This is a genomic window from Mastigocoleus testarum BC008 (assembly GCF_001456025.1).
Taxonomy (GTDB): domain Bacteria; phylum Cyanobacteriota; class Cyanobacteriia; order Cyanobacteriales; family Nostocaceae; genus Mastigocoleus; species Mastigocoleus testarum.
Map to the genome: position 1 here is coordinate 22,746 of NZ_LMTZ01000009.1, position 17,012 is coordinate 39,757.

Sequence of the window (17,012 nt, forward strand, 5' to 3'; positions counted from 1 at the left end):
TGAGAATTTAGAGATTTAGTCATTATTAGGACTTACGCACTCGTTACCAATTTCCAATGGTTTGGGATTGCTTCCTATCGTCGCAATGACCGCATTTACGTTGTCCGTGCGTAAGTCTTGATTATTAAAAATCGTTCCCCCATCCTTCCTGCTAAAATTCCTGCACTTTCTCCTCAGGGTCAAAATCCAACTGGGGATTCCACTTCAGTGCTGCGCAAAATTTATCAATTTCTATCTCAATATTTGTATTTTTGGCTTCTTCACATTTCTACCCCTTCCAATTCTTCATCGCTCAAATCGTACAATTCCCGCAGTTTCTGCAACTTCTCATCACTAACTTCCCAAAAACCCCGTCCGTGGGCTTCTAGCATTCTCGCTACAATGTTACGAAACGCCTCAGGATTACTTTTACGCAATTTCTCCGCCATTTCTGCATCTAAAGCATAGGTATCTGCGGCTTGGTCGTATACCCAATCATCAGTAAAATCAGCAGTACCACCCCAACCAATTAAGGCTGTCATACGTTGGGAAATTTCGTAAGCACCACCGGAACCCTGATCCGCCATAGCTTGCGCCCATTTAGGGTTTAACAATTTGCTGCGATATTCCATTCGCAATAAATCGTCTAAGTCTCGGGGGGTAGTATCTTTAGAAAAGCTTTCCACAAAACTGGTTGTGACTTTTTTCCCGGTTTGTTTTTCTGCAGCTTTCTTTAAACCGCCAGTATTAGCGTAATATTCCTGAATATCAGTTAAACCGTATTCAACCGAATCAATTTCTTGGACAATGCGATCGGTACTTTGCAGCAACTGAGTTAAAACTTCCGGACGTGCTTGTCCTTTATCTTCTCTACCGTAACTAAAAACATTCCGACCTTGCCAAGTATTTCCTAATTCTTCCCCTGATTCCCAATTCCCATCAACTACCTGGTCGTTTACTAAAGAACCAAAATCACCCGCAGGGTTGGAAAATAATCTTGCAGATACGTTTTCTACTCCTTGCGCTTGTAATGCTAAAGCATGTTTTTTGATAAAATTCTGGTCTTCTGGTTCGTCTGCGATCGCAGCACGTTGAAACAAATCATCTAATAATTCAATAATATTCACAAAACTATCGCGGAAAATCCCCGATAAATTTCCTAAGACATCAATGCGCGGATGTCCTACCTCAGCTAAAGGTTTGAGTTCGTAACGGACAATTCTTCCGGTACCTTCTTTCACCGGTTCTGCACCAACTAATTCCAGGAGAATACCTAAAGATTCACCTTTAGTTTTAATTGCATCCAAACCCCACAACATAACTGCTACGGTTTCTGGATAACTTCCTTCTTGTTGCAAATGCTGACTAATAATTTTCTTTGCAATTTCCCGTCCCCGTTCGTAAGCGCCAGGAGAAGGCATACGATAGGGATCTAAGGCATGAATATTTCTTCCTGTCGGTAACACACCAGGACCATCCCGTAACAAATCTCCTCCCGGTGCGGGGGGAATATATTCTCCGTTCAAACCCCGTAACAAATTTGTTAATTCATCCGTACTCTGCATTAACAGATCGTGAACTAGCTTTTTGTGTTCGTGTTTGTCTGAGTCTTCCTGTATTTCTACTTCTTCTAACTCTTCTTCGCCAAAGTAAGCTTCTAAATACGACCGCATGTCTTCTTCGTTCGGTGCTTCACCCAACACATGTAACCCAGAGGAAAACAGGCGATTTTCCAAGACCTGCAAATATTCGTATAAATCTACCAAATAATCCCTAAAAGCGCGATCGCTGAACATGCGCACATTTTCTGGACTGAAGGGAATACCCAAACGCTTTGCTTCTGTAAACGGACAATCTGCATCTAAACCCGTATCCACAATCTTTTTGCAAATTGCTTCTTTGAGAGCATAATTCTTTTCTGGATCTTCCCGATACTCAGAAATTAAATCCCGCAGTACTACCAATTCTTTATACAGTCCCGCACGACCGTAAGGCGGTACATTGTGGGAAATTAATACCCCATAACCGCGACGCTTTGCCAAAATTGATTCAGAAGGATTATTTGCCGCATATATGTATAAATTTGGTAAATCTCCCAACAAAATATCCGACCAAGAATAACCAGTATTACCCAAAGGCGAACCGGGTAACCATTCTACCGTTCCATGCATTCCAAAATGAACGATCGCATCTGCGGAAAACTCGTTTTGCAACCACTTATAATAAGCTGCATATTGGGGATGGGGTGTTAAATCCCGTTCAAACATTAACCGCATTGGATCCCCTTGGATTCCCAAAGGTGGTTGTACCCCAATCCACACATTTCCTAGTTGAATTCCACCAATCTGTAGCTCATTATCAAAGGTTTTAATACTAGTACCAGTTAAAGATTTCCACTGTTTTTCGATCCGAGAAGTACCCAAATATCCCAACCATTGCTCTAAACTACGAGCGTTGACACTAGAACCTACTCGGCGATTATCGTCATTAGCATGAACTTGAGATATATTTTGAGATGCAAATTCTTCTTTGTTGACCGGATTTTCATCTGCTTCCTTAACCCAACGAATTAATTCTTCAGGATCTTGGGGTAATTCACCAACATCATAACCTTGGTCTTTTAATGAATGTAAGAATTTTAATAGACTGCGAGGAACATTTAATAATGCAGCAGTACCCGTAGCCCCATATCCAGGGGGAAAACCATAGAGAATAATCGCAATTTTTCGTTCAGATGCTGGTTTTTGTCTGAGATTTACCCAGCTTTGGACTCGACCGATTAATCTTTGCACCCGTTCGGGAACTAGATAAATATCTTCTCCCACCAAACCACCCAAAGGAACAGTATCAATCGCTCCATCTAATTCCGGTAAAGCATATAAAACCACACTTTGCAATCCACCAATTCCCTGACGCGTCCAGGAATGAATATCTTGAATTAACAACGGTGCAGCAACAATATAAGGTACATTTTTAGCAGTAAGAATATTTACAGCAATTTGGGTTTGACGTCCCGCTTCCATGGAACCTGCGGGACCACCCACCAAAGGAAAACCAATGGTAGAAACAATTCCATCGACTTTTACTGCTTCCTTAGATAAAGAAAGAGTTTCCACCTTACCTTGCTGACGTTGCTGAGTTTCATATTCAGTTGTCATCCAGTCTCTCACAGCAACATGTCCTTCTACACCATTAATGAAAATCGGTAAAGGAATTAAACCCGCAGCCTCAAAACGGCGAATTAACTGGGGAATATATGGTTGTTTGGTAATAACGTGTTTACGGTAAAGAAGGATTCCGATGACTGGGGATTGGGGATTTGCGATTGGGGATTTGCGATTTGGAATTGGCGATTTGGAATTGGTAATTTCTTGCTTTTGAATTTTGACTTTTGACTTTTGACTTGCTATCGGGGATTGGTTACTTTGGTACCACTCCAAATACTCGCGGGGAGATTCGAAGTAACCTTGATAATCAGGATGTAATAACCCCATATTCGGAGTTTCTATTGGTTGGGGAATATCACCAACTTGCAAATCTAAATATTTTTCTGCTAGTGTCCAGAACAAAGCAGCAACATTCTCAGAACCACCAGCATTCCAATAACCATAAATAATTAACCAGTTGCGCAGGTCTTGTACCTTCTGGACTGGAACATACTTTAATAATTTAGGACCAACCTTTAAAAAACTAATATAACCGGCTAATTTATCTTCTTCCCGTCCATTACCAAACTTATCAAGGATAAATTTTACTGGTTTGGGCATTCCTTTCGGCTTATCACCAATGGAAAATGCACCAATTTTCGTGCAACTCATCAGTTCCAATGCGGACTCAAACACCAAACGGATGGGAATCTTACCAATGCGATCGCGAATCCACAAAACTTGGTCGTAGTCAAATAATAAACTGGCGAAAAACACATCTGCACCATCAAGTGCTGCTTCCACCTCAGCCCGTTTAGTATTGATATCCCTGTCGCTAAATACCCGAATATCTAATTGCGGACAGCGAGATATCGCCACTTTTGCTGCTTTACGGTACAAGTCAGCATTGAAAGATTCAAACCCTGCGAGTAAGACGATGCGTTTCATTTACCACAACCGAAAATAGTCTCTTCTTCATAAATCTTAAGCTAGCTCATAGTTTTAGTGTTACTTATCTCCCCTGAGTTTAGGAAGGGGAGAAAATCTAACTTAAAAAAAGCGATCGCCAGCCCTTTTAGGAACTTAATCTGTTCCTGATAAATCCCGCAGCGCTATAACATCCCAAATCGCGAGAAAGTCTCTATATTAGTAGGTAGTTAAGCTTTTCTCGCAAATGAATTTATCAGAAAACTTAAATTTAAATTTACCTGTTAAAATACCCGAGCAGGTTGAGAAGGCAAAACAAATTGTGCATCAAGGATTCAACTCTTGGAGTGAGAATGCACAACAAATTGGTGAATCTTGGCAAACTACAGCAGATCGAGTGACGGATAAGTTTGTTAATAAATTTACTGCTACTACTGAGCAGGCTAAGGATTCTTTAGGAAATACATTTCAAATAGCAATAGACTCTTCCTTAGGTAATTTTTTAGAGCAACATCCCGCACTTTTCAAACTGACACAAATTCTTTCCTGGGGTGCTAACCATCCAATTATTAGTATAATTTTCATTATATTTGCAATAGCTCTAATTTTTAGCTTAATTAAGGCTACTGTTAGATTAATCGAATCGGCAAGCTTATCTATTATCCGACTACCTTTACAATTACTTCAGGCAGGTTTAAAGTTAAGCTTTTTATATTTGAATAAACTTATCAAACTATTATTTATAAAATTTAAATACAAGCACCCAACTGATTCACCTACCAAGCAAAATATTAATAAATTGAATAATTCGACAATATCACCAGTCGTGGGGGAAAAAGTCGTTTCTCTAGAAAAACAACAAAGATTGAAAGAAATTTCTGGCAGGTTAGCAGATATTCAAAAAGAACAGCATCAATTGTTGCACGAGGCTGCATCAATTTTAAATTCCGAACCAGTTTCAGATTCTGACTTAGATTCAGGTTCAAATATAGATTTAAATTCTAGTTCAAATTCAAATTCCATTCAGATTTAAATTTAGACTTCAAGTCAGATTTGGACTCAGATAAAATTAGACAAAATTAAGATTAATCTCATTACCAGTGTCAGATGAAATATTGTTTTGTGAATGGGTCAAAATATTCGACTTACGGTAATTTTTCTTTGTTCGCTAATATTGAGTGTTTCTTTGATATTATCAACAGTAAATTATAAATTTATATTTCGAATGTTTATATGTCAGAATCAAAGCGATCCAAACAAATATTCCGACAATGGATAATTACAAATTTAATTGGATTCTGTGCCAGTATACCCTTTGGTTTTGGCATGAACTGGTTATTAAATAGAACTTTTATCCAGCTTCAATCAAATAAAATTTTATATATAATTCTAATTTATGGTTTTGTTGGCATAATTATTGGTATCGCCCAGTGGGTAATTTTAAAACAATATTTACCTAAAATCAGCACTATGTGGATTTTAAGTAATGCTTTAGCTTTACCTTTGGGAGTTTACACTTTTTTAGTAGTTGGTAAAAATACTAGTAATATCTTATTTCCGTACTTTGGTGATGTAATCGCCGTGGGTATTTTAGCCGCGATTGCAAGTGGGTTAGGTGGAGCGATAGCTGGATTAACTCAGTGGTTTTTGCTAAAAAAGTGGATAGTTCACCGACATTTTGCCATCATTTGGATTTTATCTTCTCTCATAAGTTGCGTGCTTGCAGCCTTTATAGGTATCACAATATCAGTGCTTCTTCATTTTTCCTACTTTCCTTGGAACTGGATAGAATTAGCGATTGCGTCTGCTATTTTATACAGCGTTATAACAGGACGAGTGTTATATTGGTTTTTACTCCATCGTGAAAATCCCGCTTGATAACTAAGTAAGAAAAGATTAATAAAAACTAAATAATAAAATACAACCGTAGAAAGTCTTCTTTGAGGGCTTAATTTTTATGCCTACTCCTAATGACATCGAAATAATTTAGTATTTTTCCGAAAATATAAAACTCTAAATTGTGGTTATCTAGTAGAAGCTAATTGTAAATTTGAGACTTACACAAGATCTAATTTTTAATTAGGGCTTGAAAGGCTCAAAATTTTTGTCACACCTATGCGGAATTTACACTACTTTAAACTTTATCAGGGCATATTTACCCCCCCTTACTCCAGGTTAATTGGGTTAGTATGACTTTAGATATGCGTCATAAAGGTTGATTATGTCCATTTAACTTTTGTAAACCTAATAATATAAAAACCTTTCGACTTCCATGGAGATTGAGAAAGTAATACTGCACACATCAAGAATGACACAGCAAAGAGATTGCATCGTAAGCTTTTGATGTTGATAGCCAGAAAAAGCAATATAGGTTAAAACAAATACTGAGGAATAACAAATGAACCTTCAAATATTAATATTTGTAGCGATCGCAATCATTATTGGTATGTGCTGTGGTGCAGTAATTGTTTTTTTAATTGTTGTCCAACGCCGTCGCCAGAAAGTCGATAGTTTAGTGTCTACTAAAAGTTTGATTGGTCTTTTTGCTACAGTAGAGATTCCTTTTGATAGAACATGTAGAGGTAAAGTACGGATAAAAATCAAAGGATCCATGCTTGATTTCACTGCTGGTACAGATGACCCTGTAGGTTTTAAAGCTGGAGATAGAGTCTTAATTGTCGAAACAAACGAAAATCAAGTCTGGGTTGTAGGTGAAAATTCCTTGAGTCGTTAGGGATTGGGGACTGGGGACTGGCGACTAGGGATAGCACTGCGTGAGCGGCATAGAGCCTACGGCGTCGGCAGATCCGCAGGTGACAGCTCCGGATCCGTAGGTAGCGCAGCTATAGGTAGCGCAGCTATAGTCATAGCCTCTGGCGATTGGGATATTATCAATCACTAATTACTTTTTACTCCTTACTCCTTACTCTTTACTTCTTACTCATTACTTATAAAAAATCCATGTCAATGAAATATTTTTTACAACAAAACCCTCAAACAGTAACTGTTGCACAAGTTGAACCCAGAAATCCTTTGCATATCCAAAGAAGCCAGATTGATGGAGCACTTATCACCAGCTTACCGATTGCTTTGGGTATATTTGGTGTCGTTTTATTTGTGTGGTTTATCAAATCTTGTTTGTGTATTTGCAAGCCCAATGAAGTGCTGGTTATTTCTGGTCGGAAGTGGAAAACCAGAGACGGACAGGAATTAGGATATCGAGTTTTAGCTGGCGGTCGGGCGATTCGTATTCCCATCGTGGAAACAGTTAAACGCATGGACGTAACTACTATGCCCGTTCCCGTGGAGGTGAAGAATGCCTATTCCAAAGGTGGGACGCCATTAAATATTCAAGCTATTGCTAACGTTAAATTATCGAGCGACCCAACAATTGTTGGTAATGCGATTGAAAGATTTTTAGAGAGCGATCGCAAAAAAATTCTCCGAGTAGCAAGGGAAACCCTAGAGGGTAACCTACGGGGGGTTGTTGCGGCTCTAACTCCAGAACAAGTGAATGAAGACCGTTTACAATTTGTCGAACGTATTACTTCAGATGTTAGTCGCGATTTGATGAAATTGGGTTTACAAATTGATACTTTGAAAATCCAGAGTGTTTCTGATAACGTAGGTTATCTCAGTTCTATCAGTCGTAGCCGCATTGCAGCAATTGTTAGAGATGCAGAGATTGCTGAATCGGACGCTATTCGCGAAGCGGAACAAGTAGAAGCCCAATGTCAACAAGAAGCAGAAGTTGCTAAAACTCAAAATCAGATTATAGTTCAGGAAAAAGAAAATGAACTACGGGAATTTAAAGCCAAATTAGAACAAAAAGCACGTTCGGAAGAAGAAGTTAGCATTGCCACAGCTAAGGAAAAACGCGCATTATTCGAGCAAAAATTACAACAATTACGTGCAGAGTTAGAACGTTTGCGCTTGGAAGCTGATGAAGTACTTCCAGCAAAAGCACAACAACAAGCACAAGAACTACAAGCCCGTGGTGAGGCGGCTGTAATTGCTGAAAATGCGAAAGCTGCTGCTCTAGTTAATGAAATGCTTTCTCTGGTATGGCAAGAAACTGGTACTGATGCATCACAGTTATTTTTAATTCAAAAAATTGAACAAATCCTTTCTGAAGCAGTGGAAATTCCCGGAAGACTCCAACTGGATAAAATTAATGTTGTAGATAACGGCGATGGTAAATCCTTAGCAAGTCTAGTCAAAGTTTACCCAGCAATATTAAATCAGTATCTAGAGAGCATTCATCAGACTATTGGCATTGATGTCATTGGAACTCTAACTAGCAATAAAGCTGTTGAAAGTTAGTTATTCCCATTTAATTCTCAATTCCAATTTAATTCTCAATTCCAATTTAATTCTCAAAAGTCAATCATTAACTACAAATAATAGATAAAAATGATAGAAATAATCAGTTTACTCCTAGGTATTTTCGGCGCAGGTTCGGCAGCAACTTACTGGATAATTCGTTACTTTTATCATATCTGTCAGCCGAATGAAGTATTAATTTTTGCTGGTGGTAAACATAGAACTTCTACTGGTGGTCAGGTCGGATATCGCCTAGTTAAAGGTGGTAGTAGTATTCAAACCCCATTGTTGGAGCGGACTTTCCGCATGGATTTGAGCAACATGATTATTGACCTTAAGGTAGCAAATGCTTACTCAAAAGGCGGTATTCCCCTCACAGTTGAAGGGGTTGCAAACATCAAAATTGCTGGAGAAGAACCAGTTCTTCACAATGCAATTGAACGCCTGTTAGGTAAAAGTCGCAAACAAATAGAACAACTTGCAAAGGAAACCTTAGAAGGTAATCTCCGGGGTGTTCTCGCAAGTTTGACACCAGAACAGGTAAACGAAGATAAGATTGCTTTTGCTAAAAGTTTATTAGAAGAAGCTGAAGACGATTTAGAAAAACTGGGTTTAGCTTTGGATAGTTTGCAAATCCAAAATATTTCTGATGATGTCCATTACCTCGACTCTCTGGGACGCAAACAACAAGCTGAATTGCTACGTAATGCACGGATCGGAGAAGCAAAAGCCAAAGCAAAATCCGAAATTCGCAGTTCAGAAAACGAAAAGTTAGTAGCTCTACGAAAAATAGAAAAAGAATTGGAAGTTACAAAAGCTGATGCAGAAAGACGGGTAAGAAATGCACTTTCCAAACGAGTAGCATTAGTAGCGGAAGCGGAAGCTACTGTAGGAACGCAAATTGCGAAGACACAAGCAGAAGTTGCGGTACAAACCGAGCGCATTAAACAGGTAGAACAGCAGTTAATTGCAGATGTGCTCGCACCTGCTGAAGCCGAATGCGAACGAGCGATCGCTAAAGCAAAGGGTGATGCAGCTAGCATTGTTGAAGATGGGAAAGCACAGGCTGATGGTATTAAGAGCTTAGCTGAGTCTTGGGTAGCTGCTGGCGATAGCGCCAAAGAAATTTTCTTACTGCAAAAATTAGATGTGTTGCTCAAAGCGATGTCATCGAGTATTCCTGAAGTTGCAGTGGAAAATGTCACCATGATTGATGGTAATGGTGGTAGTAATGCAACTAAGATGGCGGCTTTTATCGAGCAGTTGAGACAAACTACCGGTTTAGATGTTGCAGAAATTATTAGTCAATTAAGCGAAGGGAAAAAACTCAAAAGTGCAGAAGTGAAAATAGAGCAGCAACGTCACCATGGCTCTTAGTTTTTGCGATTAATGAATCAGAGAAGCTTTATAGAGACGTAAATTTATTAACTTGCAATTAGCCGTGAACAAATACGTCTCTATTAATTTTGGGTTCGAACAAAATCTTATACCAATTTGGAAAAATAATGAGACAGATATAGCGGTTTTCGGTTGAGTGCATGACACCTTGTAGAGACGTTGCAGAGCCTGTGGCGTCTTTACCGGAGAATCTGTTGCAATGATTTATCGAACTGGTATTAAATGTTGGCTGGTAATTCACGTAGATGGTTTTAATAAATGAATAAATACATCTTAATGATTGTGCTATTTAGTACATTATCTTTAGTGGCTTGTTCGTCAGAACCCAAAAAATTAGCAGATGACTTGTCAGTTCCACCCATTACATCTCCTGTAACAGATATTCAAGAAGGTTCGTCCACAGTTGGTATCGCTCAAGCTACAAAAGAACGGGAAAATTACAATATAATTAAACTCAATAAACTTCCTAAAGCCTTATCTTTAAAAGAAAGTGACCCCAAAGCAATTGCAACTGCAGCTTTTCCTCCACCAGATGAAAAACCTCAAGAAGGAAATTTTCAGCGAGATGTAATTGTGAATAAAGTTGCACCAAATTTTGTAACCGTACTTGTGACTGAGACTGGTCTTCTAGATGATTCTGTGCATGGAATCCGCACTCGTGTCGACTTTGAAGCATCCGGAAGTGACGGTAAATCGTGGAAAATGGTTTGGATTGGTTCTCAATATAAGTGTCATCAAGGTAGAGGACAGCAGGATTGGTCTAAGAAATTGTGCATCTAAAGACTCAAATATCATTTAAGTGGTGCAAGTTCTGAGAAATCAAAATGTACGATTGTTGGTTTTGACCGCTCTAAAACTCATTATTACCAAGGTATTTAGCTTTCAATTCATCTAGCTCTGTATCAATTTTATCTTTACTGCGAGATGAAGATTTAGATTGTGAATTAGGTTTTGAACTGGATTTTGAACTGGATTTTGGATTGGGTTTTGGATTAGATTGATTGGAAGAATTATTTTTTGGTTTACCACCCAGAAATATAGTTTTCATTTCTTCTAATTCCCGATCTATTTGACTCTGAGATTTTTGATTAGAAGGTATTTGAACTGCAGGTGGGGGTACAGGTGGAGATGGATTAACAGATTTTTTCTTTCTTACAGATTTCGAAACTGCTTTAGATATTGGTTTAGATATTGGTTTGGATATTAAATTTAAATCCCCTTGAACTTCTTCTACAGTTTGATATCGATGAGCAGGAATATGAGCAAGCATTTTATCCAAAATCTGGACTAGCTTTTTACTAACAGGGTTTTTGATGTATTTTTGCCAAACCCAAACTCCATGATTCACATCGTATATATCAAAAGGAGAATGTCCTGTTAATAAATGAATGCAAGTTACACCCAAACTATAAATATCGCTTGCAAAAATAGCTTTCCCCCGCATTTGTTCCGGAGCGACATATTCAGGACTACCAATACTTGTTCCAGTACGATTCAGAGCCGTATAAGTTGCAACTTTTGCAGCACCAAAATCTACCAGAAATAAATTTCCCCCTTCCTCGAATGATTCAGGAGAACTTACAGAATCGATTTTATGAATAATATTTTCAGGTTTAATATCGCGGTGAATTACTTGTCTGAGGTGACAATATTCTAGTACCGGTAATAAATCCTGTAGGAGTTCTAGTATTTGTTGCTCTTGAAAAGCCCCATTTTGTGCTAATTCTTGGGTTAAATTTTGTCCATTGATAAATTCTTGAACCAAGTACTGGCGATCGCCTTGGGTAAAATATGCTAATAACTCGGGAATTTGTGGATGTTTTCCCAATTCATCAAGTCGCATCGCCTCTTGGGTAAATAATTCTGCAGCTTTTTGTAAAGTACTCGTTCCTTGGGCTTGAGGATATAACTGCTTAATTACACAATAGGGTTTTGAAGGTTTATCTTCATCTCTAGCTAAAAAAGTTCTGCCAAAACCACCTTGTCCTATAGGTTGAATTGCGCGATAACGTTCTTTGAGCAGCAATTTGGAACCACAATGCAAACAAAACTTCTCATTGGAAGTGTTTTGCGGTTGGGGACAATTTGGGTTGAGACAGTAGCTCATGTGAAGACAATAATATACCTGCTTCTATTTTGCCTTGCTCTTGAACAATTATTATTTAATCTTGTATGAATCTTTTGACACTCCCCTGACTATCTAAACCGTGCTGATGCTTGGTTTATCCAATAAGTCAGGGGATTCTTGGTTCACGGACTCGCCGTTAGAATGCAGGTTTACACCAACATCCCAAGAGGGCAAATCTCCCCAAGCGTAGGTTCCTGTGTGCCCCACAGTACTTAGTCCTCGCTTCAATATATTGATTCCAGCATTCACGTCTCTATCTTCCACAAATCCACAATGAGGACAAACATGAGTTCTTGTAGACAAAGATTTTTTTACTTTTTCACCACAGTTAGAGCAATCTTGACTCGTGTTGTGCGGAGGTACAGCAATAGTCACCTTTCCATATTTCAGACCAAAATATTCAACCCAATCACGGAAAGTTGACCAGCCAGCATCACTAATTGATTTAGCTAGATGTCGGTTACGAACCATACCCTTGACATTCAAGTCTTCATAGGCGACCAAATCGTTAGATTGGATTACGTAGTATGCCAGTCTCTTGCAATACTCTTTACGTTGCCTACTTACTCTTAAATGCTTTCGGGCATACCTATTTCTAGCTTTATGGTAGTTGTTAGATTGTGGTTTCTTAGCTTGTTTCCTAGTCTTGCTGTACTTCTTGGATTTCTTACGGTTTGCACGATTTAACTGTTTCTCAGATTTGCGGTAAAAATTAGGACTAGCTTCTACATTACCATTACTGTCGGCAATGAAATATTTCAGTCCTAAATCTATCCCAATCATCTTTTTGTTTGGTTCTGTCTCAATCTTGACATCTACATCAATTGCAAATTGCGCGTAATATCCATCAGCGCGGCGCACTAAACGAACTCGTTTAATTTGCTTTATATTGTAGAAATGCAAGTCATGAGTTCCAACAAGTTTAAAGGTCCCAATACCTTTGTTGTCAGTGATAGTTAAATACTTCCTATTGTCAGAAAGCTTCCAACCACTGGTTTTATACTCAACCGAGCGTGAATGTTTCTTAAACTTAGGAAATCCTTTCTTACCCTTAATCTTCTTCTTACAATTATCGTAAAACCGGCTAATTGCACTCCAAGCACGCTCAGCAGCAGATTGACGAGCCATTGAGTTGAGTTCGTCCGCGAAAGGAAATTTAGCAGCCAACACCACACAATATTTATTCAATGCATATTTATTGACTTTTTTATCCTTATTGTCTATCCAGTACCGTAAACATTTGTTACGCACAAATTGACTGGTACGAATAGCATTGTCAACACGGCAAAACTGCTTTTCTTTTCCTTTTAGTTTGAACTCAAATATCCTCATCGACCCCACACTACAACTACTCTATTTATGCTAATCCATTTAGCTAAATTGACAAATCACAATTAAGGCAGAATAAATTCTGCTATTAGTATTCATCCCCGGACTAAAGTGCCGGGGTTTTTTCCATAATCCTCATAAACTATCAAACCTACTCCACGTTCTTGATTCTCAAGCTATAAATTAGGTGTGGAATTATCATAATTTTGAGGGTAAATCTGTATGGCTAACCAAGTAGATCTTGAAAACATGGGTGCTGAATCAGCTATAAATGATGACAGTATTAATGAAGTATTTTTCAATACTAGTAGCATAAATCATGTAGAAGTAATTGAAAATGTTATTTCTACTCTAGATGAAGACAACAGCGCGATGGTCAGTCATCCACAAGAAGGTGCTTACTTGTGGAAATTTAAGTATGGCACAGTTGAAGTGTTTGTCCAACTGACAGGATCCAGCGATGAAGATACAATAACAGTTTGGTCTTCAGTACTCAAGTTACCTGCAAAAGATGAACCAAAAATGATGCGACAGTTATTGGAAATGAACTGTACTAGCACTTTTGAAGCGCGTTTTGGGATTATTGAAAACCAAGTTGTGGTAATCTCCACCCGGACTCTAGCTGAATTATCTCCTGGAGAAGTTTCTCGTCTTATTACTATTGTCGCAACCATTGCTGATGATAGCGATGAACCACTAGAAGCTGAATTTGGTATGGCTTAAGCTTGGTATCATCTAAATTTTGTTATAATCTCCCGTCATTTATGCGGGGGTTAACTAATAATATTTATTTGACCCAAGATTTAGTTTCCTCAACTTCTCCTCACATCCCTCAAACCTTGAATCCAAACTTGAAACCCAACTTCCAAATCTAAACCTTGAACAATAACCAAACTTGGCGACTAATTCCTTTATTAGAAGCTTCTGGAGAAGTCCAGATGGCTATAGATCGCTGGTTGTTAGAACAACATTTATTGGGGAACCATCCACCAACTCTGAGGTTTTATATTTGGTCATCACCAACTATTTCCTTAGGTTACCATCAAAAAAAATATCCCCTGCATTGGGAAAATCTGACTTGGAAAGGTCAAAAATTAGATTTGGTACGACGTCCTACCGGTGGAAGAGCAGTTTTACATCAAGGCGATCTAACTTACGCTGTTGTCACATCCGATGTTCCAGGTAGTCGCATTGAAGCATACAAAAAAATCTGCACATTTTTGATTCAAGGTTGGCAAAAATTAGGTTTAGATCTGCATTATGGTACTGCTGGACGGGGTTACATCCATAATCCCAACTGTTTTGGAACAGCAACAAGTGCAGATTTAATTTTACCCGATCGCACAAAATTCATTGGTAGCGCTCAGTTACGAAAAGGTAATGTGATTCTGCAACATGGTTCTATACGTTTAAAACCAGATCCAGAATTATTTGCTCAAGTTTTTGATGCAGAGCCATTTACTTTAGTGAAGCTTCCAGATATTTTAGAAAGTTATGGTTTAGAAACAGCAAATAACCGTCTAGAAGAACTGAGTTCTGAAAAATTTAACTCTCAAGAATTTAGCTCTCAAGAATTTAACTTCAAAAAAGTTAACCTTGAAAAGATAGTTAATACTTTAGTTGATTCGGCTATTGACTGTTTTGGAATAAAATTTGAAATAAATCCACTTTCTGAGTTGGAGTGGCAAAATATTGCTAAATTTGGTAATTGGTAATTGTTAATTGGTAATTGGTAATTGGTAATTGTTAATTGGTAATTGGTAATTGGTAATTGTTAATTGGTAATTGGTAATTGGTAATTGGTAATTGGTAATTGGTAATTGGTAATTGGTAATTGGTAATTGGTAATTGGTAATTGGTAATTAATCTCTTCGTTAACTCATTTAATAATATTGGATTAATTACAATTAATTTACTCTCAAGAGAGAAGGATAATGGAAACTAGATTTTGAGGTTTTTATTACCATATATAAATGATAAATAATTAACCTATTATCTGTAACCGATTATCCATTCTCAAAGATATTAAACATTAAAAAATGTGATATCTACTTATCTACCAATATAAAGATGAACTGGCGAACTGCTGGAAATATTATTCAATCTTTGTCGATAAACCAATTTAGATTTAGTTGCTTGGACCCGATCGCGCTCTCGAATCTCTTCAACCATTTGTGCGATCGCTTTGAGAGACTGATTTTCCAGAGCAATTAACTTTGAATCGTTGTCAAAGTCAACCATTTTTAGTGTTTCTACAGGTCTGATATACCCGAGAATTTCTGGTCCATGATTATATACAGCCTCATGAGCACTTGGATCTGTGTAAGTTCTAGTATCCTTTCTACTATCGCTCCAACACTGATACAAAGGAATCATATTGGAATCTGTTTTGTCTTTATATATGTATCCTTGGAGGCGAGGTTCTTGGTTATAAATAGCTTCACAGCTACTTGGTTTTGTAGAAAGCCTACTATCTTTTCTTTCGTTACTCCAACATTCATAGAGAGGAATCATACCCTCTTCTGGTTGTGACCAAATCATTCCTAGCAACCAAGGTCCATAGGTATAGGTAGATTCAAAATTTTTACCTACCTGAGTTTTGGTGTCTTTTCTTTCTTCGCTCCAACCCAAGTACAGAAGACGCATTTCGTTTTCCATTTTTATTCTCCAAATATTCAGTTGATTTTATAAGTTTAAAGCCAAAAAATACCCAACTTGGATTACTAATAACACCAAGTTATTCTGCACTCAAAATATTCAGTTTTTAACTAAAACGTGAGAGTTTTATATTTTGTTTTACAGGCGCTTAACTATTAAGTCTCAAACGTTGGCAAATACAATTAACACCTTTATGGATAATGCAATGCACAAAAGAATAAAGGTTGCAATCACCTTCATTTGCCTAGTATTAGCACATGTTTATAGATCAAAACTGATGATGGTAATTCGATTGTCGAATCACTTTTCTTGCAGATTTAAGTATTCTTTACTTATATAATAGCTACAGTATTTTTACCATCGGTATTATTACTAATTTTCCTTTAAGTAAAAATACTATCTCAAAAAATTATATTATCGTGGACTAGAAATATTTACTGAACAAAGCTCCACAAAGGTTTCAGCTTATTTTGCTAGTTCGGTTTTCTTTATACATGTAATATGCTTTTCACCAAATATTATGCTTTACTCTCTGTAATTCGAAAAAAGCAAAAGTTAAATTATATACTTAATAGCAAACTAATTTTTATTTTGCTGCTTTCAAGATTAAATAGATTAAACTTATATTCTGTCCGTACTCGCTATTACAAAAGTTTATTACAAGTTCAACTTTTCTCTTTAGGTGTGAAACAAGTCAATAAATCAACAAAATATGTGCGATCGCAAAAAATGTATTCTTCTGCTTTTTTCTGCTTTTTTTCTGCTTTTTTTCTGCTTTTTTTCTACTGTTAATACGAGTACCCATACTTATGAGATGCAGCTGATACACATGTAGAATACATACATAAAATAAAAATATTCATCACACAAGTACACCTCGTGTAAAAATCCTTCTAGATTCATATATAAAGATAGAATGTTTTGTTGTTGGATTATTAGATGAAATGATTTATTTTTTAGCTCGAAAAACTGTTTTGCTCCATAAAATTAGATTTAAAGAAATTAAATATCTTAAAAATTAATATTTTGAGAATTAATAGTATCCGCTCAGTAAGTCGGGGTAAGAAGAAAAAAGAAGAAGGAACAAAAGTAGAGCATGTGTCGTAGAATATGACCCATGACGC

General features: G+C 37.4%; 13 protein-coding genes and 1 pseudogene. 8 read left to right on the plus strand and 6 right to left on the minus strand.

What is annotated here, in order from left to right:
* Positions 1-260: 260 nt before the first annotated feature.
* Positions 261-4,073: a magnesium chelatase subunit H gene (gene bchH, locus BC008_RS02820; RefSeq protein WP_027842495.1), complete on the minus strand. Its 3,813-nt coding sequence runs from the start codon at positions 4,071-4,073 to the stop codon at positions 261-263.
* Positions 4,074-4,299: 226 nt separating this feature from the next.
* On the opposite strand from bchH, the gene BC008_RS02825 reads away from it, so the two are divergent.
* The 6 genes from BC008_RS02825 to BC008_RS02850 all read left to right on the plus strand — a co-directional run bounded on the left by BC008_RS02825 (position 4,300) and on the right by BC008_RS02850 (position 10,553).
* Complete coding sequence (locus BC008_RS02825) at positions 4,300-5,085, plus strand: hypothetical protein (protein WP_058183086.1); 786 nt, start codon at positions 4,300-4,302, stop codon at positions 5,083-5,085.
* 293 nt (positions 5,086-5,378) lie between these two features.
* Entirely contained in the window at positions 5,379-5,930 is a 552-nt protein-coding gene (locus BC008_RS02830; protein ID WP_153009511.1) for a hypothetical protein, read from the plus strand.
* Positions 5,931-6,450: 520 nt separating this feature from the next.
* Positions 6,451-6,786, plus strand: a complete 336-nt coding sequence (locus BC008_RS02835; protein ID WP_027842497.1) for an SH3 domain-containing protein — start codon at positions 6,451-6,453, stop codon at positions 6,784-6,786.
* Between the two features lie 227 nt (positions 6,787-7,013).
* A complete protein-coding gene (locus BC008_RS02840; protein ID WP_235595782.1) occupies positions 7,014-8,375 on the plus strand; it encodes a flotillin family protein in 1,362 nt (453 codons plus the stop codon).
* Between the two features lie 90 nt (positions 8,376-8,465).
* Entirely contained in the window at positions 8,466-9,752 is a 1,287-nt protein-coding gene (locus BC008_RS02845) for a flotillin family protein (RefSeq protein ID WP_027842499.1), read from the plus strand.
* A gap of 279 nt (positions 9,753-10,031) precedes the next feature.
* The gene (locus tag BC008_RS02850) at positions 10,032-10,553 is read left to right on the plus strand and encodes a hypothetical protein (protein ID WP_036268531.1); all 522 of its coding nucleotides are present in this window, start codon (positions 10,032-10,034) and stop codon (positions 10,551-10,553) included.
* A gap of 70 nt (positions 10,554-10,623) precedes the next feature.
* Here the strand turns inward: BC008_RS02850 and BC008_RS02855 are convergent, their stop codons facing one another.
* On the minus strand, positions 10,624-11,880 hold the full coding sequence (locus BC008_RS02855) for a serine/threonine-protein kinase (RefSeq protein WP_027846508.1): 1,257 nt from the start codon (positions 11,878-11,880) through the stop codon (positions 10,624-10,626).
* Positions 11,881-11,973: 93 nt separating this feature from the next.
* Positions 11,974-13,233, minus strand: coding sequence for an RNA-guided endonuclease InsQ/TnpB family protein (locus tag BC008_RS02860; protein ID WP_027846509.1), 1,260 nt, complete (start codon positions 13,231-13,233; stop codon positions 11,974-11,976).
* A 246-nt stretch (positions 13,234-13,479) separates the two neighbouring features.
* Here BC008_RS02860 and BC008_RS02865 point away from each other — a divergent pair, with 246 nt between their 5' ends.
* Both BC008_RS02865 and BC008_RS02870 read left to right on the plus strand, forming a co-directional pair.
* Positions 13,480-13,953 (plus strand): YbjN domain-containing protein, encoded by a 474-nt coding sequence (locus tag BC008_RS02865; protein WP_027846510.1) that lies wholly within the window; start codon positions 13,480-13,482, stop codon positions 13,951-13,953.
* 215 nt (positions 13,954-14,168) lie between these two features.
* Complete coding sequence (locus BC008_RS02870) at positions 14,169-14,945, plus strand: lipoate--protein ligase family protein (protein WP_082650469.1); 777 nt, start codon at positions 14,169-14,171, stop codon at positions 14,943-14,945.
* 3 nt (positions 14,946-14,948) lie between these two features.
* Here the strand turns inward: BC008_RS02870 and BC008_RS52595 are convergent, their stop codons facing one another.
* From BC008_RS52595 to BC008_RS02875, 3 genes and pseudogenes are all read right to left on the minus strand, one after another.
* The gene (locus tag BC008_RS52595) at positions 14,949-15,023 is read right to left on the minus strand and encodes a hypothetical protein (RefSeq protein WP_407657015.1); all 75 of its coding nucleotides are present in this window, start codon (positions 15,021-15,023) and stop codon (positions 14,949-14,951) included.
* Positions 14,995-15,138, minus strand: a pseudogene (locus BC008_RS52600) (hypothetical protein); the annotation flags it as partial. The gene BC008_RS52595 and the pseudogene BC008_RS52600, both read right to left, overlap by 29 nt.
* A gap of 144 nt (positions 15,139-15,282) precedes the next feature.
* On the minus strand, positions 15,283-15,888 hold the full coding sequence (locus BC008_RS02875; protein WP_027847027.1) for a hypothetical protein: 606 nt from the start codon (positions 15,886-15,888) through the stop codon (positions 15,283-15,285).
* Positions 15,889-17,012 lie beyond the last annotated feature (1,124 nt).

What these genes read in the sequence shown, in the direction of transcription:
- bchH (WP_027842495.1), bottom strand. Translation starts at nt 4,073, where the DNA reads ATGAAACGCATCGTCTTACTCGCAGGGTTTGAATCTTTCAATGCTGAC.
- BC008_RS02825 (WP_058183086.1), top strand. Translation starts at nt 4,300, where the DNA reads ATGAATTTATCAGAAAACTTAAATTTAAATTTACCTGTTAAAATACCC.
- BC008_RS02830 (WP_153009511.1), top strand. Translation starts at nt 5,379, where the DNA reads ATGAACTGGTTATTAAATAGAACTTTTATCCAGCTTCAATCAAATAAA.
- BC008_RS02835 (WP_027842497.1), top strand. Translation starts at nt 6,451, where the DNA reads ATGAACCTTCAAATATTAATATTTGTAGCGATCGCAATCATTATTGGT.
- BC008_RS02840 (WP_235595782.1), top strand. Translation starts at nt 7,014, where the DNA reads ATGTCAATGAAATATTTTTTACAACAAAACCCTCAAACAGTAACTGTT.
- BC008_RS02845 (WP_027842499.1), top strand. Translation starts at nt 8,466, where the DNA reads ATGATAGAAATAATCAGTTTACTCCTAGGTATTTTCGGCGCAGGTTCG.
- BC008_RS02850 (WP_036268531.1), top strand. Translation starts at nt 10,032, where the DNA reads ATGAATAAATACATCTTAATGATTGTGCTATTTAGTACATTATCTTTA.
- BC008_RS02855 (WP_027846508.1), bottom strand. Translation starts at nt 11,880, where the DNA reads ATGAGCTACTGTCTCAACCCAAATTGTCCCCAACCGCAAAACACTTCC.
- BC008_RS02860 (WP_027846509.1), bottom strand. Translation starts at nt 13,233, where the DNA reads ATGAGGATATTTGAGTTCAAACTAAAAGGAAAAGAAAAGCAGTTTTGC.
- BC008_RS02865 (WP_027846510.1), top strand. Translation starts at nt 13,480, where the DNA reads ATGGGTGCTGAATCAGCTATAAATGATGACAGTATTAATGAAGTATTT.
- BC008_RS02870 (WP_082650469.1), top strand. Translation starts at nt 14,169, where the DNA reads ATGGCTATAGATCGCTGGTTGTTAGAACAACATTTATTGGGGAACCAT.
- BC008_RS02875 (WP_027847027.1), bottom strand. Translation starts at nt 15,888, where the DNA reads ATGGAAAACGAAATGCGTCTTCTGTACTTGGGTTGGAGCGAAGAAAGA.